We start from the raw sequence: 24,325 nt of genomic DNA, 5'->3' as shown, positions 1-24,325 counted from the left end.
ATAGCTGTGTTCTAGCCGAGCACGGAATATATGGATTAGAACTGGTTAACAAGCCTTGTTCGGTGGATGCGCTGTCTCGCATTTTACGTAGGGTCATCAAGAGATGACCATATCAACCAGTAGCCAATGTTTCTGCAATTAGACAGAGGCGGTGGGAACGAGGGCCGCTCTATTAGGTAAGCTGAGCTCAGAACTGCAGCAACGGGTGGCTATTGACCGGCTACCATCTCTCTCGCGTAAGGTGATTTACGAAAGGCCTGGCCGAGGTAACCGCAGCAATCTAACCAAACCAAACGCGGCATAACTTAATGAGAAGCAATCATCCATGATAAGTTCAGACCGTCGGTTACATACGTGTGGACCTACCTGCCCGAAACGGCTTTCCCAATAAGCTGCCCGCTATTCGGGATAAAGCAGGCGGAGAACTATTAAGGACGGCTTGCCGATAGGCCACATTCAGCCATTCACCTCTAATCCTGCTTCACTTATCGAACCAACGTTTGCTACTCAGCATCCATTCTTTGCCTAACCTTTTTCAGCAGTTCGCTGATCTGAAACGGTTTAGTCAGCATATCCATGCCGCTGCCCAGAAATACCTGGCGATCGAGCGCCGTTTCCGCGTACCCGGTCATAAAGAGAATCGGCAAACCCTCACGCCAACCTCGCGCTACATCCGCCAATTCCCGGCCACTCATGCGAGGCAAACCGACGTCAGTCAGCAGCAAATTGATCGACGGGTCGTTTCGCAAGCGCTCCAGCGCCGTTTCGATATCAGCCGCCTGCGTGCAGCGATAACCGGCGTCCTCCAGCACTTCAGTGACAAACATTCGCACGGACGGCATGTCCTCAACGATCAAAACATGCTCGCCAGTCCCTAGCGGATCAACCACTGGCGCGGGAATGTCGGCGCCCGTCGGGTCGCTGGTCGCCGGCAGCATGATCGTCACTTCGGTACCGCGCCGCGCGACGCTGCGAATGTGCGCATCGCCCCCGGACTGGCGGGCGAAACCATAAATGGTCGACAACCCCAACCCCGTTCCCTGGCCCAGCGGTTTGGTGGTGAAGAACGGATCGAAGACCTTGTCGATCACGTTGTGTTCGATGCCCGTACCGTCGTCGCGCACCGACAAGGCGACGTAAGCGCCATCGGCCAGATTCGGATCGCCATGGGAATAAGCGGCGTAGGTGTTGACCCAGATATTGCCGCCGGAAGGCAACGCATCGCGGGCGTTGATCACCAGATTGAGCACTGCACTTTCCAGCTGCACCGGGTCGACCAGCGCGATCGCCGATTTAGTGGTCAGTTCAAGCTTAAGGTTGATGCGTTCGCCGATGGTACGTGTCAGCAGTTCTTCCAACGAACGTACATGCTCGTTGATGTCCACCGGACGCGTATCGAGCGGTTGCTGACGGGCAAATGCCAGCAGGCGGTGGGTGAGGGCGGCAGCACTCATGGCCGAGTTCAGCGCGGCTTCGGAGTAAAACATCACCTTGTCCAGACGGTCGTCGGCGACGCGTTTCTGGATCAGTTCCAAGCTGGTGATGATGCCGGTCAGCAAGTTGTTGAAGTCGTGAGCGATGCCGCCTGTGAGCTTGCCCAAGGCGTCCATTTTCTGCACTTGCAACAACTGCGATTCGGTGCGCACGCGCTCGGCGACTTCCTTGGCCAGTTGCGTGGTGGTGTCGTCCAGTCGCGCCAGGTGCGAGCGCTCGCGATGGCGGTGTTCGGTGACGTCTTCGACAAACACCAAGCTCAATTCCGGCGTGCGGTACGGGGAAATCTGCCACTCGGTTTCGCGAATCTCACCGAGCACGCGCATGTTCAGCGTGCCTTTCCAGCGTTCGCCATCGACCAGTCGCAGGCGCAGTTCATTGAGGATTGCGCTTTGATCATTGGCGAAGCATTCGCGTAGCGCCTGCGGATCCTGATTGTCCTGGATCAGCTGGGCGAAGGCATAGTTGCACTCGTGTACCTTCAGACTGGCATCAAGCACCGCGATCGGTGCCGACACGTTGGCAAAAATCTCGCGGAACCTGGCCTCGCTCTCGCGCAATGCGTTTTCCGCGTCGCGCACCCGCATCAGCGTGCGCAGGGTCGCCAGCAACACGTCCGGGTCGACCGGATGAATCAGATAAGCATCCGCGCCGGCGTCGAGGCCGGTGATGATGTCGCCGGTCTGGATCGACGCGGCAGAAACGTGGATTACCGGCAACAGCGCGGTGCGAGCATCAGCACGCAGGATGCGAACGATGTCGAAGCCGCTCATGTCCGGTAGATTGACGTCGAGGATCAGCGCATCGAGCGTTTCGTTTTCGATCAGCGCCAGCCCCTCAGTGCCGGTACTGGCCTCCAATACTTGGTAATGGTGGCGCTCCAGACGCCTGCGGAGGGCGTAGCGTGTGGCGACGTTGTCGTCGACGATCAACAGGCGGATATCACGTTTCATCGACGTTCTCCAGAGCGACCGCCAGCGGAATGACCACGAAGAAGGTCGAACCGACCCCCGGCTTACTTTCCAGCCCGACTTCACCGCCCAGCAGGGCTGCGAAGCGTTTACACAACGACAGTCCCAGGCCAGTGCCGCGCAGCCGTTTCTGCAACGGTGAGTCAACCTGGGAAAAATCTTCGAACAATGCGCCATGCAGTTCTGGCGCGATACCGATGCCGGTGTCACTGACGGCAAAACGTACTTTGTCCATGCCTTCGAGCCGTGCCGAGACCCGCACTTCGCCACGGGTGGTGAACTTCAGCGAGTTAGAAATGAAATTGCGCAAGATTTGCGCAAGTTTTTTGTCGTCGGTGTACAGCCGTGGCAGGCCGACCGGCTCTTCGAAGATCAGATCCACTGCCGTCGCATCGGCAATCGGTCGGAACATTCCGCGCAGTGCAGAGAACAGGTCGAACATATCAAACCACGCCGGGGAAATGCTGACGCGCCCGGCTTCGATTTTGGCCAGATCGAGCAAGTCATCGACCATGTCGCTGAGCTCGCGGGCTGCGGAGCTGACGAACGCGACTTGTTTGTGCTGTTCGGGGCTGAGCGGGCCGTCGATCTCATCGGCGAGCAGGCTGTTGATGCTCAGGATTGAACCCAATGGCGTGCGAAATTCATGGCTCATGTACGACAGAAAACGGCTCTTCAAATCCGAGGCCTGACGCAGTTCCTCGGCCTGGGTGTCGAGTTCGGCGTACAGGGCCAGCACGCCCTGATTGGTTTCATCTAGTTCTTCGCGCAGGGCGGCGGTTTCACTCTGCAACTGCGCAATCAGCGCGGTCTGCTCGGCGCTGTTGAGAATGGGCGACTCAGGCATGGGCGGCCTCCAAGGCAACGACTAACACCGTGACATCGTCGCGTCCGCGACAGAAATCGCGGTGCAGGACGCTGGCTATCACGGAGGGATGGCGGTGCACCAGGCCGGGGTAGTCTTGAAGATTCCAACGGGACTGCAAGCCGTCGCTGTACATGATCAATAGATGTCCGTTCGCGTGAGCATAGTCAAAGGGGCGGGCTTTCCGGTATTGCACACCGACAATGCCCGGGTGCGAGGCCAGCCCTCGGGATTTGTCGGCGGCGATTAGACTGGCGCCGATGTTGCCAACGCCGGCAAAGGTCAGGCTGTCGCGTCCGGCATCGAACTGAGCAAACGCGACGGCGCCACCACGACTGCCAATCATGTCGCGGTGCAAGTCTTCCATCAGCATCACCGGTTCGGCGAACGGCGTCAGGGCGAAGGTTTTGGCGCCTGCAAGACCTGCGCGTTCGGCTTCCTCACCGTGGCCCAGGCCATCGACGATCAGCGCACTGATGTTGCCGTCCTCATAGGCCAGGTGCCAGACGTCGCCGCACGCGGGATCGTTATGCAGCGAGTGCTGGCTGACACCAAAACGAATGTCCGGCGCCCGGTCAGTGCGCGGGTACAGTCGCGCCAACAACACCGCGCCACGGGCATCAGCGTAGACATCAAAAACTTCCGTCTGACGCGAAATTGAGCCAAGACCGATGCCTTGGGTGCCACCGGTCGAGAAACCGTCGGCCAGACAAGCCTCTAAATCAAAGCCCTGTGCGCGGTCAACGGCGAGCATTTCGATACCGAAACCATCTGGGCGCGGCAACACCCGCAGGAGCATTTCACCGTGGCTGGCGTGCTTGAGTATGTTGCTTGCCAGCTCTGTTGCCACCAGCGCCACGCGTCCGGCATCACGCTCATCGAAGCCATGCTGTTCGGCCAGTTGCTGAGCGGTACGCCGTGCGTAGCCGATCTGGCTGCTGTCCTCGATCGGCAGCACTTGCGTCAGGCTTGTGCCGATATTCATGTCCATCGGGTGATCGTTATTCGAGTGCCTTTGCCAGGTTCAGTGTTCAGCTCAAACTCTTCGACCAGCCGTTTCGCGCCGGTCAGGCCCAGCCCCATGCCGCTGCCGGACGTCCAGCCGTCCGTCATCGCCAGTTTGATATCGGCGATGCCCGGGCCTTCATCGCGGAAGGTCAGGCGCAGGCCGACCTTGTGATCCTCATCGAGAATTTGCCAATCCATGTCGCCGCCGCCACCGTAAACCATGGTGTTGCGCGCCAGCTCGCTGACCGCCGTGACCATTTTGGTCAGGTCGATCAGGCGCATGCCGCATTCGGTCGCCAGCTTGCGCGCGGTCTGGCGCGCCAGCACCACGTCCTGCTCGATTTGAATCGCTTGAGTACCGCTGCTGCGCACGGTCATTGTTGCAATACTCGATCCCAGAGCAGTTTCATCCCGCGCTCGACGTTCAGTGCGGTGCTCACGCCCGGCAAGGTCATGCCGAGTTCAACCAGGGTAATCGCTACCGCCGGTTGCATACCCACCAATACCGTCTCAGCGTCCATGATTTTCGACAGACCAGAAATCGTACCGATCATCCGGCCAATAAACGAGTCGACCATGTCCAGCGCCGAGATGTCGATCAACACCCCGCGCGCCGAGGTTTTGCTGATGCGTTCGGACAAATCGTCCTGCAGGGTGAGGGCGAGTTGGTCGTGCATGTCGACCTGAATGGTCACCAGCAGAAAGTCGCCCATCTGAAGAATCGGGATACGTTCCATGCTTAAATCGTTTTGACGAGGCTGACACCCAAACGGGTCAGGGCTAGTTTCAACGCGTCCGCCAGATTGGCTTTGGTGACGACGCCTTGCAGGTCGAGGCCGAGGTGGACGATGGTTTGCGCGATTTGCGGACGCACGCCGCTGATGATGCAGTCAGCGCCCATCAGGCGGATCGCGGTGACGGTTTTCAACAGGTGTTGAGCAACGAGGGTATCGACGGTCGGTACGCCGGTGATGTCGATGATGGCGATCTCGGAGCCGGTATCGACGATGCGTTGCAGCAGCGATTCCATCACCACTTGAGTGCGTTGCGAATCAAGGGTGCCGATCATCGGCAACGCCAATACGCCGTCCCACAGCTTGACCACCGGGGTCGACAGCTCCAGCAGTTCTTCCTGCTGACGTTTGATCACCGCTTCGCGGGATTTCTGGAAAGTGCGGATGGTGTGCATGCCGAAAGCGTCAAGCAGCTCTGAAATTTCCCAGAGTTGTTCCGCGAGCAGAGCCGGTTGTTCTTTGTAATGGGATTGCAACAGGTTAAACAGCGGGCCTTTGAGAGCGAAGATGAAACTGGCGGTCTGCTGCGAATCCTGGCCGAGCAATGCGCGGATGTGGGAGAGCTTTTCGAGGAACTGGCGGGTGCTTTCCCAGCCCGGTGTGGCGATGTTGGTACCGTTGTCTTTCTCGATACCAGTGACCAAAAGTTGCAGGAATTCGCTGGTCTGTTGCTGCACATCGTGGTCTTTCAAATTACGGGTGGCGCCGCTGGATTGCAGGCCATTGATCCATTCGCCCAGCAGTTGCGTCTGCTTGTTTTTCATCGCATCGAGTGTGCTGTTCTGCAGTGCTGCCATGTGCCTATTGCTCCGTACATGTGGGGAGCCGGTTGGCCTATGCTACCGGCGCGAATGGGATGACCCTAGCCATCAGAAATAGTCTTGATAATTTTTACGTGATTTACAGCGGGTGAAAAATCAGTGTTCGGAATGCCGACCGCTTCGCGTGGAAGCGACATAGAGTCATAAATTCTGCCTGACCCAATGTCGTCATTTACCTGATATTTATCGGTCACGATGGGGTAGAAATCGGTCAGGTTCGTAATGCAAATGTAGAAGCCAAATTCAGGCGGGCCTCTAAACTGTTCGTTTCGGCAACCTATTTGTCTCAACCATTGCGGCGTCAAGGTAGCATGCTGGCGCGTGCTTTCAGCCAACATCCGCCATTTACACTGAACTATTTATTCGCATCACGGACAGATTTGCACTTGGAGGCAATAATACAAATGTCGTACTCAAAAATCTCTCCGAGAATTGGAGCGCATTATGGGCCGATCACGCAGTGAGTTTGAGTTCTGGTGGAGTACGTCCGGATTATGGGCCGAGCCGCCGAATGTACGCAGAAGCGGCACCAGCGGTGCCCAGCTGGTTGTGTGAGATAACAGAATGTTCTTCGTAATGCGTCTGACCGGTTATTTGTTTCGCAGTCTCCTCTAACCACCGGCCAGCGTCCGAGCCATCGCACCAGAACGTTTCTTGATCGAAAAATTGGGTATGGCGAACACTTGTTGAACCGACCATTCGCTCTAGGAGCGGAGAACATCTTTTGATCCGGTCAGATTTTGCATGACTTATCTCAGTATGAACCTTAGCGACTGGCATGCTTCCTACGTTTTAGTGTTGACGTGTCAAGGAAAATATTTTTTCAGGCGCCCCCTTGAAAAATTTTTTGCGCGACGGATCTCTTATATTTGAGAGCAAAAGAAAAGCAGCGATCTCGAAGACCCCACCTTCGATGGTCAGGATCAGAGCATCCATGTCGGTTTCTGCTTCTGCTTCTGCTTCTGCTTCTGCTTCTGCTTCTGCTTCTGCTGGTGCTTTTGTTTTTGGCTTTTCCCTACGATTTAGAAGATTGAACACAAGTCGTCTGCCTTTCCTCGCGGGTACAGCAAAGTCGCTCCCTTTGCGGCGTAAGCCGCTGCTTCCAGTTTGATTTCAAACAACGAGTCATTTTTTTGAAAAAATACCCGTGTCGGACAACGTTCGCATTAGAGCGAGTTCGTCATAGGAACTGGGAGTGCAGATGGAACAAGAACTTGAATGTGATGTTTGGCGCTTGGCGCAGCGGACATGTGACTCGTCAGCGTTTGTGCGACTCCTTGAAGAGGCGGTCGGCGGTTTCAAGAGAGAACCAGGGCTTGATCCTACCGTGCGGTTGTTCGCGTCAGGGATTGGCCTGGAGAGCATCAGGGTGCTGCGCGACGTGATGACACGCCATGATATCCAAGCAGGCCAGTCTGCAGACTACGTCGAGCTTAGGTCTCGTTTGAAATTGCATTTGCGCGATCAATTGCAACTGCATCTCATGAAGAGTGGTCATGCCACCGACGAAATTAAGGATGATCAGCTGGGCCGAGATCTAGGCCTATAGGAGGCTTCGCGTTACTGCGCTCATCCACGGGCCATTAGCCTAATTTCTCGGTCGTGACCGACCGCAAGTAGTCTTCGTTGCCGGCTGTATGTATATACAGTTTAAATTGAGGCATGTCTTATGAGCGTTACAATTCTCGGGACACTGCCAGAAGGGGTACCCAGCTCCCGTTTTACTCGTTCAAACTCCCTGCTGGGTTGCCATCGCCAACAGCTGATCATTCTTCAACAATAAATCCCCGTCGACGAGCTCCTAGAAATCCGAACGCCGCATATCTAACTCGTGCGCGTCGATGGTCTCAGCGTGGAAAGGGCCGGGATATTCGATGGTGATATGGCGGTGGTTGATCGCTCGATCACCGCTGAGCATGGACACATTGTGATGCGGCACCTAACTGGGAGCCGGTGTGTACGCGCTCTGCAAACTTGGGCCCAAGATTGCTGCCGCTAACCGAAAAGTGACCCACTTGAGGCTGTTCTCCCGCCCATGCTCTAGGAGTGAATGGCCTCGCGGGCAAAATGGCGTTAGCATTCCATTCACTCGGCTTAAACAGCCTGTTTTTCTGATCAGGGTCGCATTGTGGAAAAGCTAAAACGCCTTCAAAGCGGAATAGAAGGGCTCGACGCTCTGCTCAAGGGCGGGCTGGTCGAAGGTGCTTCATACATTATCCAAGGGCGCCCAGGGTCTGGAAAAACAATCCTTGCCAATCAGCTCGGTTTTCATCATGCGAGTAAAGGAGGCCGAGTTTTGGTCGCCACATTACTGGCCGAGTCACATGACCGTCTATTTCAGTTCCTTTCAACGCTGAGCTTTTTCGACGCATCCAAAGTTGGCGCCGAAATTCAATTTGTTAGCGCGTTTGACACCTTGGAAAACGAAGGTCTCGGTGAAGTAGTGAAACTGCTTCGGCGCGAGATAAGTCGTCAGAAGGCCACGGTTATGGTGGTGGACGGTTTGCTCAATGCGCGCTCTAAAGCTGATTCGCCTGTCGACACCAAGAAATTTATCTCCGAACTACAGGGACACGCCGCTTTCGCTGGTTGTACGGTGCTGTTTCTTACCAGTTCCCGTCTCGACGACGGCAGCCCTGAGCACACCATGGTTGATGGCGTGATTGAGATGGGCGAAGAGCTGTATGGCACTCGTTCAGTGCGTCGTATTCAGCTGCGCAAAACACGTGGTAGCGGAGCAATGACCGGTCTCCATGAATGTGAGATTACTGAAAAGGGATTGGTGGTATATCCACGACTTGAAAGTCTCTATAGCCACCCGTCTTCTCCCGATAGCGCAGACTTGACGCGTATTTCCAGCGGCATCGTCTCGCTGGATGGAATATTGGGAGGGGGGCTGCACAGCTCAAGTGTGTCCCTAGTCATAGGGCCTTCCGGCATAGGTAAAACGACGCTTGGTCTTAAGTTTCTAGCGGAGTCGACGGTGGAAGCTCCGGGACTGCATTTTGGCTTCTACGAAAGTCCACAACGATTACATCTAAAAGGCCTTTCACTTGGCATCGATATTAAGGGCATGGAAGAAAGCGGCGCCTTGAGCATTGCATGGCAGCCCACTACTGAAGGCCTTCTAGACGGGCTGGGCGCACGACTCCTGAGTATCGTCAAAGAAAAGGGCATCAAGCGCTTGTTCATCGATAGCCTCAGCGGCATGACGCGAGTGACGACAAATTCGGCACGGATTACTGATTTTTTCAGTGCCCTGATGAACGAGCTGCGATCCAGGGGCGTCACGGTATTCGCGTCTTGGGAAATGCGCGATCTATTTGGCTCCGAGGTCAGCTCGCCTAACTCTGACCTGTCCAGCATCGTCGACAACCTGATGCTGATGCGGTTCTCTGAGAATCGCTGTGAACTAACCAGGACGCTTTCCATTCTTAAAATACGAGACAGCTCTTACGACCCATCTCGATTCGAGGTCGTCATTCGCGATCAAGACGTTTTCTTGGAAAAGGCTTCAAGACATGAACCATCAGTCCCCGCTGAGTCATCGCCCGGTTCAATTTCTTAAGCTTTTGAGCGGGTTGAATTAAATGACCACCATCCTGGTCGTCGACGACGAGTATTTGATCGCTGACATTCTCAGCTTTGCGCTTGAGGATGAGGGGTTCATGGCCGTGAAGGCCAGCAATGGCCAGAAGGGGCTTGAGGTGCTGGAAAGAGAAAGGCCCGCTTTGATCATTACCGATTTTATGATGCCGGTCATGGACGGCTTGGAATTCGCAACAGCCGTCCGCGCCCTTCCTTTGGCAAATCATTTGCCGATCATCTTGATGAGCGGTGCCCAGGCACACATAGGCATGCAGAGATCGGATTTGTTTGATGCTGTATTAGCCAAGCCATTTGATATCAATTTGATCATTGCCGAAGTCAAGAAGCTGCTGGCTTCTGAATAGTACGTAACCTTCTGAAGCGTGCTCAGTTACACGTCCAAGATTATCGGAGCACTGAGCGAATTTGGCCCTACTTGGCTCGCAATATCGTGTTCGATCCGTCGGCCCGGCCCAACATTGTCTGCGCCATTAAACCTGAGCGATATGGTTTCCAGTGTCATGGCATCCAACGGAAAGGTTGAATCACCGACACACCTCCGATAGGGCGATAGATCGTCACTGCAGACGATTCAGATCTCAAAAGGTGGAGAACCAGTGATTGCTGATGTGTGTAGTCTCTCCCAACCTGTACGGACGACGCTTTGGGTAAAAAACGCTAACCAGTTCGCTCGTCAAGGTTGTGACGCAGCCAGGGTGCCGACAATCGGTCAGTCGAAAAATCGAACGCTAGAAATTGGGGGCCCGTCCAACCTACATACCCCAATGATGAGGGTATCGAGAGGTGTGTATGAATAACGATCCAAGGCTACAAGGTGATATGAGTGGGGAAGATCCCATCCCCTCTTCACCAGATCCGCTGAATCCCGACCGCACCGAGGTTGACCCGATGAAGGAGGGTGGCGTAGACGAGAGCACTGATAACGAAGGTGAGCGCCCCATTGATGATGACGATGTCGAAATGGATCCCGATCGAGGCCGGGAAGACACGGATGCAGCAATAACGGAAAAGCAACAGGACGCTCGTTAATCGTGGAATACAACTCCAACCATGGTTAACCACAGGCGTTCCAGGGAAGGTTTCCAATCAATCAGGTTGGGTCAGAAGCGTATGATGGGTGATGACTCAGATTTCTGCAGCGGTGTACAAACGGCCCGCAGGGAGCGGGCCAGGAATCATCAAAGCAGCAACTTCCGCACGATGGCTAGAGTTGTGGATTATTATGATCAAGCGTTACTTCATTAGGTTGTTCAATATGAATGACGCCAGTAATCGATCAATCTAAAATAATTGTTCAATAAATGTTGTAGATATGTATTAATTTTGCATTGGCTCAAGCAAGGCATTGATTTCCTAGGTTGAGTCGTATAAAAATTCTTTGTGTAACATTTACAATGCGCTCGGCTTAGCAGGCATGATTAATCTCTATAATTGCGTGAAATCGGCGGTGTGTTATGCGAAATGAGGTGGTTTTGCTAACGGTGACACTTATGGTTTTTATCATGGGCACGGGCTTCCTTATAACCGTTATTTCCCTGTTCGGCGTGTGACTTCCGCACGCGTATTGGTGCATTACATGGCGAATGCGAGTTTGATCTTCATAGCTTAAACCTCTGTACTGCACCTTTTCTGACTACCGTCCATCAACGAAGTGCTGGTGGCACCCCTCAGCGCCTTCATTATCACATGCGCGCTAAAATTAGCGCGGGCGTAGATGATGTCTGACTCTCAAGACATAAGTAGACGACATCCCACCGCGTCCATCATTTCCTGCTTTCCTCCGTGCGAAGGCGAGCAGGGAGCCTCAGCTTTCGCGTGGCCTTAGGCTCGCGCCAGGTTCAACGAGTAGTGCCTCTGTAACCTCTGATGCATTTACGTTTCTATCCTGGCGAAACAGAATATTCAAAGAAGGAAAATCACTAAACGCGTGTATGCTCATGTTCATTCCCATGTCCATCAGCCTGTGCGGTTAATTTCCGTGATTTCGTTTGGGTTTGTGCACGCTCACGTAGTCTGCCCCCTGTGATGGAGCCCTCATGATTGCGCAACTATTTACTGATCCATGCGATTCTCCTGAGCGTCTCGCAGCGCTGCATGGCTACGAAATCCTCGATACCCCCCGCGAGTCCCATTTCGACGAGCTTGTCAACTTGGCCGCCTCCATCTGTGAAGCACCCATCTCCGTAATTAATCTGATTGACAGCCATCGCCAATGGTTTAAGGCTGAAATAGGGTTAGGCATCCGCGAGACACCTTTGGATGTTTCCATCTGCCGTCATGTCCTCCTTCAACCGGGCGTCACCGTCATATCGGATCTGAGGGATGACCCAAGGATGAGCTCCAATCCGCTTGTCACGCCGGATGAGGGTCTCCGCTTCTACGCTGGCTGCTTATTGGAAACGCCAGAAGGCTTTGGCCTAGGCACACTGTGCATTCTCGACCGCCACCCAAGAGAGCTAACCCAGCGACAGAAAACGGCCCTTGCCACATTAGCCAGACAGGTCATGGCTCAATTGGAGTTAAGGCGATCGCTGAAACAGAAAAATTTGCTTCTGGAGCAGAAAGATATGCTCCTTAAGGAGATCAATCACCGAACGAAGAATCACTTGCAGCTCATAATTGGACTAATTCAACTCCAAGTACGGCAGTTAACGGATCCTCAAGCGCGTGCTGCGCTGGTGGACACCATCAGAAGAATCGCAAGCATCGCGGTTATCCATGAAAAGCTGTATCAAGCCGATCAAGTGGAGACGGTCAACGCCGGCCTTTACCTTGCAGAGTTGATAGATGGGCTTCGAGGTTCTGCGCCCTTGCAAACAAGTTTTGTCGTCGACATGGTTGAGATAATCTTACCATTGGACAAGGCAATTCCATTGGCTCTTGTTCTAAATGAACTGGTCACCAATGCCCTCAAATACGCCTATCCACATGGGGCACCAGGCGAGGTGCTTGTTGAATTAAAGGCGTCTGGAGATAACGTGCTACTCACGGTGGCGGATAGGGGAGTAGGGCTCATTGACGGATTTGATCTCCAAAAACACTCGTCCGTCGGAATGAAAATAATTAAATCACTGACCCGCCAGCTTCGTGGCGAGATTTCAATTCTGAATATGCACCCAGGGCTGCAGTGCACACTTAAATTTCCGCATTAGAATACATGTCTGATTCATTGAGCAGCTAGTCGAAGTTAATTGTTGAAATGCTCGACTCACCGGTTGCTTCAGAAATGAGCTGATTGGGCCGCAGCCAACGAGACCAACTTAAGAACGCTAGCTCAGTTGATCCATTCACGCTGTTTAGCGAGCTGTATGTCCGTAAGCGTCTACGGCCTTAGCTGTGCCAAGATTGACTTGATCATTTTCACCTAACGAGCTGTACTGCTCACGAAGTTTTCGTAGATCTCTAGAACCCATCTTATCCAAACACAAAGTGGCGTTCTGCGCATCGTTAGTTGCGCGTATCAACTCGTCAATTTTGAGATGCAAAATATCGTTGTCGCGATTTTGCGTGTTTTGGATCAGAAATACCATTAAGAAAGTGATGATGGTCGTCGATGTGTTGATGATGAGCTGCCAAGTATCATTGTAGTGGAAGTACGGCCCCGTGAGCGCCCAAACTCCGATCAAGGCGATAGCTAGAAGGAATGTTTTCGAGCTGCCAGTCCAATTCGATAGTGATTGGCAGAAACGTGCGAATTTCATGATTGCGAACTCTGGTGGTGGATAAGCCATAGACCACACGAGACTATGAAATATCTTATTACAAATTGACCGTTCGTCGGGCATCTGTGATGTGTTTTGGGAATCCGGACACATGAAGCTACCGCCGTCAGTGCTCCTTCCCGAACGTTCCTTGGAACGAATGCAAGCGCTCATCGACGATTTAAGCCGCCCGCGACATATCTATCTCCGCATCTGAGGCGTCAGGTTGACGCTCATCAACCACTTTGAACTCTCCCATTAACTAATCCGTCCTCTGCTCTGAGGGGCTCATAGCAATCGTGCTGCGCAGTCCCGTTGACGTTTTCATCAGAAAGCGAGGGACGACATGAATACTTCAGACAGCAGGGCCGGAGCCCCATCGGATACACCAGATGATGGGAAACCTCAGGATTTTCAACACTTGAAGGAGGACGTTACCGAGGCGCTCGGTGGTGCGAGACAGCAAGCAGATGCGCAATTTGGCCAGTATCGAGATACCGCCGCTGACCAGATCGAGGCATTGGCACAGGGCGCGAAAAGCTTCATCTCGGAAATCGAAGACAAGGATAGCCTGGGCATGTCCGACTATTTGACCGACATGGCTGAGTCCATGACCGGTTTGGCGGGTAACCTTCGCGGGAAAAGTGCGGAACAGCTGCTGCACGACGCAGCCAATCTGGCTCGCAACAGTCCCGGTTTATTCATTGCCGGCAGCATCGCGTTGGGTTTCGGTCTATCGCGATTTCTAAAGGCTGGCAGCCCCGCTGCCGCGACCGTCACCGCGAGTCACGATCCGGCGGCGAGCAGCTCTAAACCGCCCTCCGCAGGGTTTGGTGCGCAACGACCTTACGAGACTTCCCCTCCAATGCCGTCCGATCCGAACCCCGGGTTGGCTACAGGTATAGCACCAAGCACACCGGGCGAATCAGACCACTCCTCGGACTTTGCAGGGTCGACGACGCCTGCTACGCCTAGCGCGAAAGGAGCACTGTGATGAACAGAGACGATTCAGAGCTCCCAGGCTCTAGACCACTTACTCAACCTGAAGACCCATCGATGATTAGCCTATTGCGCCAATTATCCCGAGAAGTTCCCGCGTTGTTTACCAAGGAGTTGGCATTAGCGAAAGTTGAGCTTCAGTCGAGCCTCAACACGCTTAAGGCGGGTGTCGCAGCGGTCGCGGGCGGAGCCATCGTGTTTTTGGCAGGCTTCATAGTTTTGCTGATGTCGGCGGTCTACGGTTTGAGTCTGTTCATGGCACCCTGGGTGGCTGCACTGATCGTCGGTGTTGTCGTGATGATCATCGGGTTTGCCATGCTGCAATCGGGGAAAAAACAATTCGAGCCGTCCCACCTCAAGCCTGACCGGACGCTGGACGCCTTGAACAAAGACCAAGAAGCGCTGCGGAGGAAAGTCTCATGAATACCGACCTGAAAGTCGAATCCGAAAAAAGTCCTGAGCAGATAGAGCGTGAGATCGACGCGCAGCGTGCCAGCATCGGCAACATTGTCGACAAACTAGAGAGCAAGTTTACCCCCGGCCAAATGATCGATCAGGCGTGGGGCATGATGCAGAACAACGGCTCGACGTTCATCAGCAATCTGGGCACCAGCGTTCGTAACAATCCGGTTCCTGTGGTGCTGACCTCCATTGGCCTGCTGTGGATGATGATGAGTCAGAATCGCCCGCCGGTGCCGCAACCGGTGTATCGCACCGGCCCGGATCAGGACAGGGCAGGGGATTGGGCGGATGGCCTGGCAGAGGGGTTCGACAGTGCGCGCGACGGCCTTAACCACACCGCCGACTCTCTTAAAGAGGGATACCAATCTTTGAAAAGCAAGGCTAGTCACCTCGGCGATAACGTCGGAGCCGCCGGGGAAAACCTCAGTCATGCTTTGCATGATGCAGGCGACCGGTTGAATCACAGTACCCAGGCATTGGGGCAGCAGTTCAATCAAGTGCTCAAGGAGCAGCCGTTAGTTGTCGCAGCGGCAGGTATCGCGTTGGGTGCTCTCATTGGCGCGGCGCTACCAACCACGCCGACAGAGCAGCGCTACATGGGGCGAACCAGTACGGGCCTGGTCGACAAAGTCAAAAAGCAAGCTCAAGAGGGTTACGAGGCAGTACGCGATACCGTGACGAAGACGACAGACGCAGAGGGGCGGACGGATTCACCCCAAAACTCTGCGTCTACGACGAGTTCAGACCTCTCCAGCGGTCTAGGGACATCTTAAAGTTGCGACAACCGGGAGGCCAGCGACAAGGCCTCCTTTTTCTTGTTCGTGTTCCGTGAGTAAGCCTTCGGCAGCCCCATAACTTTGTTTGAAATCGAATCTTTAACCGGGAAATGTTCAGGTTGATCGGAAGGAATACTCCCGAGAACAATGGACGTTGGCGCGAGAGCCGAAATTGCTTGCTCAGATTCTCAGCCTGCTGAACTGAATAGATTAGAGCGTTACGCATTTTCAGACGCCTCGGTATTCTCCCCGCCGGACAGAATTCCACCTGTGACTCGCGCTAGAACTCACTTATTTGCTACATGTGCTCGGCGGAAATCCGACACCTTCACAGGCATGCCTATACTTCCGTCCAGACCAAGGCGGCAGTCTCGCGCCATTTCACTTCAGTTACGCCGAACCGTTCTGCCTGAGGCCTAGATATGACTTTCAATGGAGGCTTACCAGGTTTGGGTATCGGGACTAAGCCGGCATCGCAGCTTGCCCAATGCCACGCATCCGACCCGCGCATCGTTCTCGTGCGAATGACAAAAGATTTTGACTGCCCATGAAGCTTGTAGTCGATGACGAAAATATCAGTTTGGCTCATGGATCTCTCCTTACGCGCATAGGTAGATGAATCGTCCAACCAGTAATAAATTCAACGTTTTCCTGCATTTCTTCAAAACACGATTTTTAACCCACTGGCTGCGCATTGAATCGAAAATTTTTCTAGCAAGCACTGAACAGCTTTGAGCTAGAGGGGTCATAGCGAAACTGACATTTTATTAAGAACAAATATGCGGCAGTTCTTCGAGGAGGTGCATCGTTTCAGCAAATGGATGTTCAGATTCATTACCCGCTCACGCCATTTTAACCCTTGACTGCTTCCCAATCTGGACAACAATTAATGCATATTCCCTTTAGGGCAAACGTGATGATCTCCGCTCTTGAACTCCGACATATTATTGAGTGCGGTTTCCTGCCTTTGTCCTGTTCATGCACGTTGAATTCTGATGGCTATTTGATGATCAAGGTCACGGAGCCTTCATCAGGCAGTGTTGAGCTGTTGGTGACAGGAGTGTCGACTGCGCCGCTCACTTCGAGTCGTGCGATTGCCAATCTGATCGGTGAGTTACGCAGCGAAATGGCTGCCCGCAGAACTAGCTTTGAATCGAATGTGCGAAGAGTTGAAGCTAGTTGATCTTAACCCGCAGCGTTGCGACCGCTCGATAGATTTGATATCAAACCGAAACTGGCAATCAGGTGAGGGTGGGATTCTTTGGCCAGAGTCGATTGGCAGGTTATGAAACTGCACAGGCCGCTGCGTTTTCTGCTGCATCACCATGGCTCGTGATGATGCGTGCTCGCCGTGAGCGACATCGCGCTCTCGCGGAGCTTGGTTAAAAAGCTGACGTCGAACCAGCAGTGAGTGCTCCACTTTCTTCCCCCTGCACATATGCGATGCCTTACTGGTAGCGAGTTACAGACGCCCATAACGTTGCCTGTATTGCGCTGGTGTGTGCCCGGTAAGGCCCTTGAACATCCGCCGCAAATTGGCATCGCTGCTGAACCCGAGTTCCAAACTGATGGTAGTCACGGGTAAAGAGGTCAAGGTCAGACGCTCACTGACTTGGTACAGCTTGATCCGCCGGACGTAGGTCGCCACGGACTGACCGGTTTCGCTTCTGACCTTGCGCGCCAGTGTGCGATCCGACATCCCGAGCCGGGTCGCCAGCGCTTGCACCGTTAGCTGTTCGGCGGCAGTCTGCTCGATGAGGGTGTGCAGCTTTCGCAGCAAACTACCAGGCTGCTCCATGAGGCTCGCGCTTTGGAAAGCGGCGTGGGGAATGGCTGGACGTGGGAGCACCATCAACTGGGTGAGGTCTCTGAATACATCCCCACTGACACGGCGCTCAATCAGTTTCTGGGCAATGGGTAGGTAGCCACTCACACCCGACGCCGTGGCAGTTCGAACGTTGAGAATGCAACTTTGCTCGCTCTGCCAGTGCACAGCCGTGAAGCGTCGTTGCATAGCATCAGCCAGCCACCACGTCACCGTGGCAGCTTGTCTGGTGAGCCGACCGCTGGCCGCCAGTAAGCAAACTCCCGTGCAATAGCTCCAGAGTTGCACGCGCCTGCCAAGCGTCGACAAGGCTTTCACCAAGGCGGGATGGGTCGCGAGAGTCTCTTCGACCTGTATTGCTGACTCTGCCCAGAAGCCAGGAATCAGCAGTGCATCCAACTCGCCACTGTCGAGGGAGATCGCGTGCAAGCTCACCCCATGAGCACACTCGACAGGCCCGGCCTTTAGGCCGACGTAGTGAACCTCGAAGAGCTTGCGACCCGTCCGTTGATTGGCCGCGTGCAAAAGGTCGGCGAAAGCGAAAAGCCCGGCAGGCATGCAATTTGAAAACAGGAGCAATCCAACACGTAAGGTTTCCGGCATGGCTTGTCTAAAAATGAACTAAAGATGTCCAATTCTGACATTATGCTGCTGAGCCTGGCTAGGCAGGATGGAGTCCTTCATTAGAGGGATTCGCATGAAACTCCAACAGATCCGCAATGCAACGATCATTCTGGACTTGGGCCCCTACCGCGTCCTTGTCGACCCCATGCTGGCCCGGAAAGGCGCGCTACCGCCATTGCGCCTCTTCGTTGCTCGGCAACGTAATCCTCTGGTCGAGTTGCCCGCAGAAGCTCCAGCGGCGCTCGACTCGGTCACGCACTGTCTGATCACGCACTGTCAGAAGGGGCACTTTGATCATTTGGATCGAGCAGGAATACGGTGGTTGCGGGAAAAGAAGTTGCCGGTAATCTGCACGCCTCATGATGCTGCTTATCTCTCGGCGCAAGGCCTAACCGTCCAGCCGCTATTAGCGGCACACGAGCAGCCTGGCCCTTTTCTGAACGGCATCATTCGTACGGTCAGATGCACCCATGGGCTGGGGCTAGTAGGTAAGTTGATGGAACACGGCGTTGGTTACTTCATCGAGATGCCTGGTGAGCCCAGTGTTTACTTGGCCGGCGACACAGTACTGACCTCCACCGTGCGGGAATTCGTTGCGAAACATCAACCTGATGTCTGTGTAGTACCTGCAGGGGGAGCACGATTCGACTTTGGCGGCGAAATAATCATGGGAGTTGAGGAGGTCATTGAGTTCACGCGCTTGTGCCATGGAAAGGTGGTTGCCAATCACCTCGAAGCCTTAAGCCATTGTCCGACTACCAGAACTGAACTTTCCAAAGCAGCGATGAGCGCGGGTGTTCATTTAATGGTTTTGGAGGACGGCGAGACAGTCGCTTTTTGAAGGCGGCAGGTTGCGACTTTTGGTGTGGAGATGACTGAGGCCAGTGGCCGCTGTGATTTGACTGGATTGGTCGGTAATCTCCGCTCTTGGCCGGAACCGACACTTCGGGTCGATGAGCATGGGTCACTCTTCGATGTAGTGCGTCAGCCCATCCCTTAAGCTGGGATCCGGCGTTTAAGTCATGGCTGAATCATCAGGGGAAGCTTTCCCGGGGCGGTCATGCAGGATGAAGTGCATCGGACGCGGAACAGTTAGGCCTCCCATATATTTTATGGAAGGCCCATCTGGCATTAGCTTTTGATGAATGCCAGCAAATCGGCGTTGATAACCTCTGGGTGAGTGGTGCACATGCCGTGCGGATAGCCCTTGTAAACTTTAAGGGTGCCGTTCTTAACCAGTTTGATAGACAGCTCAGCGGAGTCGGCAATCGGGACAATCTGGTCGTCGTCCCCGTGCAGGATCAGAACCGGCACTGTGATTTTTTTCAAGTCTTCGGTGAAGTCGGTTTCCGAGAATGCCTTGATGCAGTCGTAGTGTGCCTTCGCGCCGCCCATCATGCCCTGGCGCCACCAGTTCTCCTTCACGCCTTCAGAGATGACGGCGCCTTCACGGTTGTAACCGTAGAACGGAATAGGCACTTCTTTATAGAACTGTGCGCGATTGGCAGCGAGCGCTGAACGGAAGCCATCGAACACGTCGAGCGGCAGACCGCCAGGATTGCTGGCGGACTCGACCATGATTGGTGGCACTGCGCCAATCAAGACAGCTTTGGCTACAATGCCCGCGCCGTGCTGAGCGACGTAGCGAGCCACCTCGCCGCCACCGGTGGAGTGGCCGATGTGCACTGCGTTTTTCAGCTTGAGATGAGCGACCAAGGCTGCAACGTCCGCAGCGTAGGTGTCCATGTCGTTCCCGGTTGAGGTCTGCGTTGAGCGACCATGACCCCGGCGATCATGAGCGATCACTCGATAGCCTTTGGAAACAAAGAACAGCATTTGCGCGTCCCAGTCGTCGGAACTGAGAGGCCAGCCGTGGTGGAAAACGATGGGCTGACCGGTGCCCCAGTCTTTGTAGAAGATTTCGGTGCCGTCGCTGGTGGTGAAGCTGGTCATTTCGTTATGTCCTTCTTTAGTCGGGGCCGAAGTTGCCGCCTGGGCAACGTTGCTACCCATCACCATTCCCGAAATTGAACCGGCAGCCAGCGCCGTGGCGCCAACTTTGAGTACCTGCCTGCGAGAACTCGATGGGGCGTTGTATTGATCGGACACAGTACCTCCTGCTCTCGGCATCGCACGAGAGTCAGACTCAGGATCTTGGCTCAACAAGTGAGCGTGAATTAATGCTTGAACGGGTGATTCAAAAGGCTCGGGTGTTTCTCACAGAGCCTTTGCAGCGGCCTCGATGATTTGGGCGACTGGTTTTGGATTGGAAACCATGACTACGTGAGACGCACCTTTGACCACCACCGTCTGTTTGGACTTCGCCCGCTCAGCCATGAACTTCATGGCTTGCGGGGGGATGTTCTTGTCCTTGTCGCCGTAGATCCACCACGAAGGAATGGTTTTCCATGCAGCGTCCGTTGCCACTTCGTTCAGTGCTTGCTCAGTGACGGGGCGCTGAGTAGCGGCCATCAAGCGGGCGTCGGCAACGGGGACGTCGGCTGCGAATTGAGCGGGAAACTTATCCTGCTGGATGTAGAGATCCTTACCGCCACCCTCCAGAGCTACTGGAGCGCCGAGCGTTGGGCCAAGGGTCGCCCCCGGGAATTTTCCGGTGAGCGCGACGGCGCTTTCACCGGCTTCAGGTGCAAAAGCGGAGACATACACCAGTGCTTTCACATTGGCTTGTCCATAGGCCGCTTCGCTGATGACCGGGCCCCCATAGGAATGGCCTACCAGCACCACCGGGCTCTTGATGCCCTGGAGCAGATTAGTAATGGATTGGGCGTCGCTTTTAACACTGCGCAACGGGTTGGCGGCAGCAATAACGGTGTAGCCATCTTTCTCAAGAATCTTGATTACGCCGTTCCAACTGCTGGAGCCGGCGAAAGCACCGTGAACGAGCACAATGGTCGGTTTGCTTATGTCGGCCATGGCGGACGTTGCGCCAACCATCGCAGCAGAAAAGGCTAGCTGGATCACTAATTTTTTCAGTTTCATACAGGGTTCCATCCAAGGGTGTATTGCAGGTTTTGGAGAACACCGAACATGAATTTGAAGAGCGAGTGTTTATCCACACGCAGCCTCTTCGACACGCTAAGCGATAATCAGATTAGTGCGTACAAAGGTAAGGCGATTGTATTCGTGTGCTGTTGCTCTCAAATGAGTAGCGAAGGGGTCTATAGGCAGTATTACGAGAGAGCAGAAGCTGCATGCAGGCGTTCGATCTCACCACCCTCGCGACCCTGGCAAGCCGTCCCCTGCCATTCGTAACTAGGATGTCTATTGGGCCAATGTGATCGACGGATTGTCAGGTCGGACGCAGATAGCTGGATAGAACTGGGTGTTTAGCTACCAGTCTTAGCGAGCGGCAATATGAGCTAGGCTCCCATTGACCAACTGCTGCCGCATCAGTGGGTATCTGCCTGAGTCGTGCAAGGGGACTTCGGGCGGGCGCTTACCAAAAATCATCGAGATTTTTGTAATAGAAACCGCCTCAGTGCTTTGTTAAACCGTCCTTCATCAGGCAACTCTTCAATTTGCAATTTATTTAACGCAGCTTTCGGTACGGAAAATAGATACAGGCGCTCTCATATAATTCATTTTTTTTCGACATTTACCTCGTCGCCTAACCGTCCGTCAGACGTGCGCTGGATTGATTGAACATACGTTCTTAACCCTCTGCCACATAAGTCTGAGCAAGCGAATCTTTCCTTCGTTGAGCTAATGGGAGAAGGACATGAAAGCAATTGTTTACAACGGCCCGCGTGATGTCAGTGTGCAGAACGTCCCCGATGCCAAAATTGAAAAAACCACTGATGTGTTGGTGCGAATCACCACCACAAATATCTGCGGTTCGGATCTCCACATGTACGAAGGTCGTACATCGATGGAGACTGGGCGTGTCTTCGGGCATGAGAATCTCGGTGAGGTAATCGAGGTAGGCGCAGGAGTTGATCGCGTGAAGGTTGGCGATCGGGTCTGCCTGCCGTTCAACATCGGTTGCGGATTCTGCGAGAACTGCGAAAAAGGTCTCACCGGTTTTTGCCTGACCGCCAATCCTGGCAGCGCGGGCGCCGCTTACGGGTTTGCTGACATGGGGCCTTATCAGGGCGGGCAGGCGGAGCTGCTGCGCGTGCCTTATGCCGACTTCAATTGTTTAGTGCTGCCTGAAGATGCCGAGGAGCGCGAGGACGACTACGTTATGCTCTCCGATATCTTCCCGACAGGCTGGCATGCAACTGAACTCGCGGGTCTGCTGCCGGGCGAGAGCATCGCTATTTACGGCGCAGGCCCGGTCGGATTGATGGCTGCGCACTCGGCAATGATCAAAGGTGCGTCGCAAGTTTTTGTCGTCGACATCCACCCGGATCGTTTGAAACTGGCCGCGCAGTTGGGGGCGACCCCGATCAACTCGCTGGAAAAGGAAGCGGTGGATCAAATTCTTAATCTGACTCATGGCAAAGGCACGGATCGCGGTTGCGAATGCGTCGGTTACCAGTGCTGCGACCGCCATGGTCATGAAGCTAATCACTTGACTATGAATAACCTTGTTGCCTCAACCAAAGCTACTGGTGGAATTGGTGTCGTTGGCGTATTTGTCCCGCAAGATCCAGGTGCTGAAAATGATCTCGCTAAGCAAGGCAAGATGGCATTTGATTTCGGCTCATTTTGGTTTAAGGGTCAGCAGATTCGTACTGGTCAAGCCAACGTCAAGCACTACAACCGACGCCTTGCCGAACTTATTCACCACGGGCGGGCTAATCCCGCACAAATCATCTCACATCGACTGAAACTCGCCGAGGGGCCTAATGCGTACAAGCATTTTGATGCCCGCGATGACGGCTGGACAAAAGTTGTACTCAAGCCTGCAGCTTGATATACGACGTCAGCGTCGGTTGCATTACAGCCGACGCTTTTCTCAATACTTTAAATGCTGATCACTAGACTTAATTGTCGGCGTGAGGGGAATAAAATGATAAAAAACTATTCAAAACTGGCCCTCGCATTGTCAGCCATCGCGGCCATCACGCTCCTTAACGGATGCGCTAGAGATCCGGAAAAACCCTCAGTCACTCAACTCGCCGTAAGTGGTACAAAAAGCATGTTGCGGACTGATTCAGACATGCAGACAGTTCTGAACAAGTTTGCCAGTTTTGATGGCAAGGCGATTGAGAAGATCACGCCAGTCGAAGCCCGTCAGCAACCGACCATCGCTGACGCCGTCAAGGGCGTACTAGCGGATCAGAAACGTGACGCTACGCCCACCGCGCTAGTTCCTGGGGTGACGACTCGTGAAATTCAGGTACCTGGCGCCGGAGGCTCAATGCCGGCGACGGTATACACGCCCGAGGGCAATGGGCCATTTCCTGTGGTGTTGTATTTTCACGGAGGAGGGTGGGTTTTTGCGGATCGAAAGATTTATGACGGCGGGGCACGTGGGTTGGCGAAACACGCAAATGCTGTCGTAGTTTCGGTGGACTACAGACTCGCTCCAGAACACAAATTCCCTGCTGCTCATGACGATGCTTTGGCCGCTTACCGCTGGCTTACTACGAAGGCATCCACGATAAACGGAGATCCGAAACGTCTCGCTCTCGCGGGTGAGAGCGCGGGTGGCAATCTTGCTGTTGCAACTGCGGTTGCAGCTCACAAAGCGGGCCTCACCCCACCTAAGCATGTGTTGTCGGTATATCCCGTAGCACAGTCAAACACAGATACCGAATCGTACATGAAGTATGCCGATGCGATACCGCTCAACCGCCCGATGATGCTGTGGTTCATTTCGCAAGTCACCACCAGTCCGGCAGATACCAAGGATCCGCGTATCGATCTGGTACACGCCAATCTGCGAGGGCTTCCTCCGGTCACGCTGATCAACGCTGAAATCGACCCATTGCGTGATGACGGCGCGCAGCTTGAGCAAGCGCTGCGCGGCGCGGGCGTTAGTGTAGAGCGCAAACTTTATTCTGGTGTGACACACGAGTTTTTTGGCACTGCAGCGGTAGTTGAAAAAGCCCAGGAGGCGCAAGCGTATGCCGGTGCTCGACTGAAGGCTGACCTTAAATGATTGAGTTTTTCTCATGCTACGCCCATAAGAAAATCGCGTACCCGTGATCTCATTGCCGAGCGGAGTTACTTTTCATGAGCGACCTTCTAGTAGAAAGCACTTCATTGAGGCCATTACCTTTTGAGCCTTCTTTCGAGCAGATTCCCGACGATGAGTCGCAGACTAGCGAAGAGTTGGCTGAGGCCCTGCGTTCCATTATGGAGACAATGCTCAAGGACAACGGTCACGCCACGCGCAACGTCCACGCCAAAGCTCATGGCTTACTGCGAGGGCGAATCGCAGTGCTCGAAAACTTGCCTGTTGAAC

At 54.1% G+C, this 24,325-nt stretch carries 25 protein-coding genes and 2 pseudogenes; 14 read left to right on the top strand and 13 right to left on the bottom strand.

The genetic code is table 11. The features are described from left to right. Window positions 1-503: 503 nt before the first annotated feature. From ACIQY3_RS25135 to ACIQY3_RS25105, 7 genes are all read right to left on the bottom strand, one after another. On the bottom strand, window positions 504-2,447 hold the full coding sequence (locus ACIQY3_RS25135) for a response regulator (protein WP_403025072.1): 1,944 nt from the start codon (window positions 2,445-2,447) through the stop codon (window positions 504-506). Continuing rightward, window positions 2,437-3,312, bottom strand: coding sequence for a sensor histidine kinase (locus ACIQY3_RS25130; protein WP_403025069.1), 876 nt, complete (start codon window positions 3,310-3,312; stop codon window positions 2,437-2,439). Before ACIQY3_RS25130 ends, ACIQY3_RS25135 begins: the two co-directional genes overlap by 11 nt. Continuing rightward, the gene (locus tag ACIQY3_RS25125; protein WP_403025065.1) at window positions 3,305-4,315 is read right to left on the bottom strand and encodes an ATP-binding protein; all 1,011 of its coding nucleotides are present in this window, start codon (window positions 4,313-4,315) and stop codon (window positions 3,305-3,307) included. Before ACIQY3_RS25125 ends, ACIQY3_RS25130 begins: the two co-directional genes overlap by 8 nt. Next, window positions 4,312-4,716, bottom strand: a complete 405-nt coding sequence (locus tag ACIQY3_RS25120) for an anti-sigma regulatory factor (RefSeq protein WP_403025062.1) — start codon at window positions 4,714-4,716, stop codon at window positions 4,312-4,314. The genes ACIQY3_RS25125 and ACIQY3_RS25120 overlap by 4 nt, the downstream gene beginning before the upstream one ends. After that, a complete protein-coding gene (locus ACIQY3_RS25115) occupies window positions 4,713-5,075 on the bottom strand; it encodes an STAS domain-containing protein (RefSeq protein WP_403025057.1) in 363 nt (120 codons plus the stop codon). Before ACIQY3_RS25115 ends, ACIQY3_RS25120 begins: the two co-directional genes overlap by 4 nt. A gap of 2 nt (window positions 5,076-5,077) precedes the next feature. Continuing rightward, window positions 5,078-5,929 (bottom strand): STAS domain-containing protein, encoded by an 852-nt coding sequence (locus ACIQY3_RS25110; protein WP_403025052.1) that lies wholly within the window; start codon window positions 5,927-5,929, stop codon window positions 5,078-5,080. A gap of 816 nt (window positions 5,930-6,745) precedes the next feature. Next, a complete protein-coding gene (locus ACIQY3_RS25105; protein WP_403025049.1) occupies window positions 6,746-6,991 on the bottom strand; it encodes a hypothetical protein in 246 nt (81 codons plus the stop codon). Between the two features lie 163 nt (window positions 6,992-7,154). Here ACIQY3_RS25105 and ACIQY3_RS25100 point away from each other — a divergent pair, with 163 nt between their 5' ends. The 6 genes from ACIQY3_RS25100 (at window position 7,155) to ACIQY3_RS25075 (ending at window position 12,714) form a co-directional block, all read left to right on the top strand. Further along, entirely contained in the window at window positions 7,155-7,502 is a 348-nt protein-coding gene (locus tag ACIQY3_RS25100; protein ID WP_403025046.1) for a hypothetical protein, read from the top strand. Window positions 7,503-7,835: 333 nt separating this feature from the next. Continuing rightward, window positions 7,836-7,952: a hypothetical protein gene (locus ACIQY3_RS25095; RefSeq protein ID WP_403025344.1), complete on the top strand. Its 117-nt coding sequence runs from the start codon at window positions 7,836-7,838 to the stop codon at window positions 7,950-7,952. 129 nt (window positions 7,953-8,081) lie between these two features. Continuing rightward, window positions 8,082-9,521: an ATPase domain-containing protein gene (locus ACIQY3_RS25090; protein WP_403025043.1), complete on the top strand. Its 1,440-nt coding sequence runs from the start codon at window positions 8,082-8,084 to the stop codon at window positions 9,519-9,521. A 22-nt stretch (window positions 9,522-9,543) separates the two neighbouring features. Beyond that, complete coding sequence (locus ACIQY3_RS25085; RefSeq protein WP_403025040.1) at window positions 9,544-9,906, top strand: response regulator; 363 nt, start codon at window positions 9,544-9,546, stop codon at window positions 9,904-9,906. Between the two features lie 445 nt (window positions 9,907-10,351). Further along, on the top strand, window positions 10,352-10,591 hold the full coding sequence (locus ACIQY3_RS25080) for a hypothetical protein (protein WP_403025037.1): 240 nt from the start codon (window positions 10,352-10,354) through the stop codon (window positions 10,589-10,591). Between the two features lie 1,007 nt (window positions 10,592-11,598). Then, the gene (locus ACIQY3_RS25075) at window positions 11,599-12,714 is read left to right on the top strand and encodes a sensor histidine kinase (protein WP_403025034.1); all 1,116 of its coding nucleotides are present in this window, start codon (window positions 11,599-11,601) and stop codon (window positions 12,712-12,714) included. Window positions 12,715-12,858: 144 nt separating this feature from the next. Here the strand turns inward: ACIQY3_RS25075 and ACIQY3_RS25070 are convergent, their stop codons facing one another. Next, window positions 12,859-13,263: a low affinity iron permease family protein gene (locus ACIQY3_RS25070; RefSeq protein WP_403025030.1), complete on the bottom strand. Its 405-nt coding sequence runs from the start codon at window positions 13,261-13,263 to the stop codon at window positions 12,859-12,861. A 346-nt stretch (window positions 13,264-13,609) separates the two neighbouring features. On the opposite strand from ACIQY3_RS25070, the gene ACIQY3_RS25065 reads away from it, so the two are divergent. From ACIQY3_RS25065 to ACIQY3_RS25055, 3 genes are read left to right on the top strand one after another with little or no spacing between them, the layout of a single operon-like run. Beyond that, window positions 13,610-14,257 (top strand): hypothetical protein, encoded by a 648-nt coding sequence (locus ACIQY3_RS25065; protein ID WP_403025027.1) that lies wholly within the window; start codon window positions 13,610-13,612, stop codon window positions 14,255-14,257. Then, window positions 14,257-14,685: a phage holin family protein gene (locus ACIQY3_RS25060; RefSeq protein WP_403025024.1), complete on the top strand. Its 429-nt coding sequence runs from the start codon at window positions 14,257-14,259 to the stop codon at window positions 14,683-14,685. Before ACIQY3_RS25065 ends, ACIQY3_RS25060 begins: the two co-directional genes overlap by 1 nt. After that, window positions 14,682-15,497, top strand: a complete 816-nt coding sequence (locus tag ACIQY3_RS25055) for a DUF3618 domain-containing protein (RefSeq protein ID WP_403025021.1) — start codon at window positions 14,682-14,684, stop codon at window positions 15,495-15,497. The genes ACIQY3_RS25060 and ACIQY3_RS25055 overlap by 4 nt, the downstream gene beginning before the upstream one ends. 343 nt (window positions 15,498-15,840) lie before the next feature. Here ACIQY3_RS25055 and ACIQY3_RS25050 read toward each other — a convergent pair whose 3' ends face one another. Then, on the bottom strand, window positions 15,841-16,089 hold the full coding sequence (locus tag ACIQY3_RS25050; protein WP_403025018.1) for a DUF6555 family protein: 249 nt from the start codon (window positions 16,087-16,089) through the stop codon (window positions 15,841-15,843). A 300-nt stretch (window positions 16,090-16,389) separates the two neighbouring features. Here ACIQY3_RS25050 and ACIQY3_RS25045 point away from each other — a divergent pair, with 300 nt between their 5' ends. Continuing rightward, window positions 16,390-16,683, top strand: a complete 294-nt coding sequence (locus ACIQY3_RS25045) for a DUF1652 domain-containing protein (protein ID WP_403025015.1) — start codon at window positions 16,390-16,392, stop codon at window positions 16,681-16,683. Between the two features lie 105 nt (window positions 16,684-16,788). On the opposite strand, the pseudogene ACIQY3_RS25040 reads toward ACIQY3_RS25045, so the two are convergent. Further along, window positions 16,789-16,872 (bottom strand): annotated as a pseudogene (locus ACIQY3_RS25040) (integrase); the annotation flags it as partial. 90 nt (window positions 16,873-16,962) lie between these two features. After that, window positions 16,963-17,928 carry a GlxA family transcriptional regulator gene (locus ACIQY3_RS25035; protein WP_403025012.1) on the bottom strand — a complete coding sequence of 322 codons (966 nt, stop codon included), beginning with the start codon at window positions 17,926-17,928 and terminating at the stop codon, window positions 16,963-16,965. A 94-nt stretch (window positions 17,929-18,022) separates the two neighbouring features. Between ACIQY3_RS25035 and ACIQY3_RS25030 the strand changes: the two genes are divergently transcribed. Next, on the top strand, window positions 18,023-18,790 hold the full coding sequence (locus tag ACIQY3_RS25030) for an MBL fold metallo-hydrolase (protein ID WP_403025009.1): 768 nt from the start codon (window positions 18,023-18,025) through the stop codon (window positions 18,788-18,790). A 290-nt stretch (window positions 18,791-19,080) separates the two neighbouring features. On the opposite strand, the gene ACIQY3_RS25025 is transcribed toward ACIQY3_RS25030, so the two are convergent. Both ACIQY3_RS25025 and ACIQY3_RS25020 read right to left on the bottom strand, forming a co-directional pair. After that, a complete protein-coding gene (locus ACIQY3_RS25025; RefSeq protein ID WP_403025342.1) occupies window positions 19,081-19,902 on the bottom strand; it encodes an alpha/beta fold hydrolase in 822 nt (273 codons plus the stop codon). A gap of 264 nt (window positions 19,903-20,166) precedes the next feature. Further along, window positions 20,167-20,943 (bottom strand): alpha/beta fold hydrolase, encoded by a 777-nt coding sequence (locus ACIQY3_RS25020; RefSeq protein ID WP_403025340.1) that lies wholly within the window; start codon window positions 20,941-20,943, stop codon window positions 20,167-20,169. A 745-nt stretch (window positions 20,944-21,688) separates the two neighbouring features. On the opposite strand from ACIQY3_RS25020, the gene ACIQY3_RS25015 reads away from it, so the two are divergent. The 3 genes and pseudogenes from ACIQY3_RS25015 to ACIQY3_RS25005 all read left to right on the top strand — a co-directional run. Next, window positions 21,689-22,828: a glutathione-independent formaldehyde dehydrogenase gene (locus tag ACIQY3_RS25015; RefSeq protein WP_403025006.1), complete on the top strand. Its 1,140-nt coding sequence runs from the start codon at window positions 21,689-21,691 to the stop codon at window positions 22,826-22,828. Window positions 22,829-22,924: 96 nt separating this feature from the next. Further along, window positions 22,925-24,019, top strand: a complete 1,095-nt coding sequence (locus ACIQY3_RS25010; RefSeq protein ID WP_403025002.1) for an alpha/beta hydrolase — start codon at window positions 22,925-22,927, stop codon at window positions 24,017-24,019. A gap of 74 nt (window positions 24,020-24,093) precedes the next feature. Then, a pseudogene (locus tag ACIQY3_RS25005) lies at window positions 24,094-24,325 on the top strand (catalase); the annotation flags it as partial.

Source organism: Pseudomonas sp. NPDC096950 (genome assembly GCF_044762525.1).
GTDB lineage: Bacteria > Pseudomonadota > Gammaproteobacteria > Pseudomonadales > Pseudomonadaceae > Aquipseudomonas.
The sequence above is the reverse complement of the archived record's forward strand: the minus strand, read 5'-3'. Positions and strand labels throughout refer to the sequence as shown.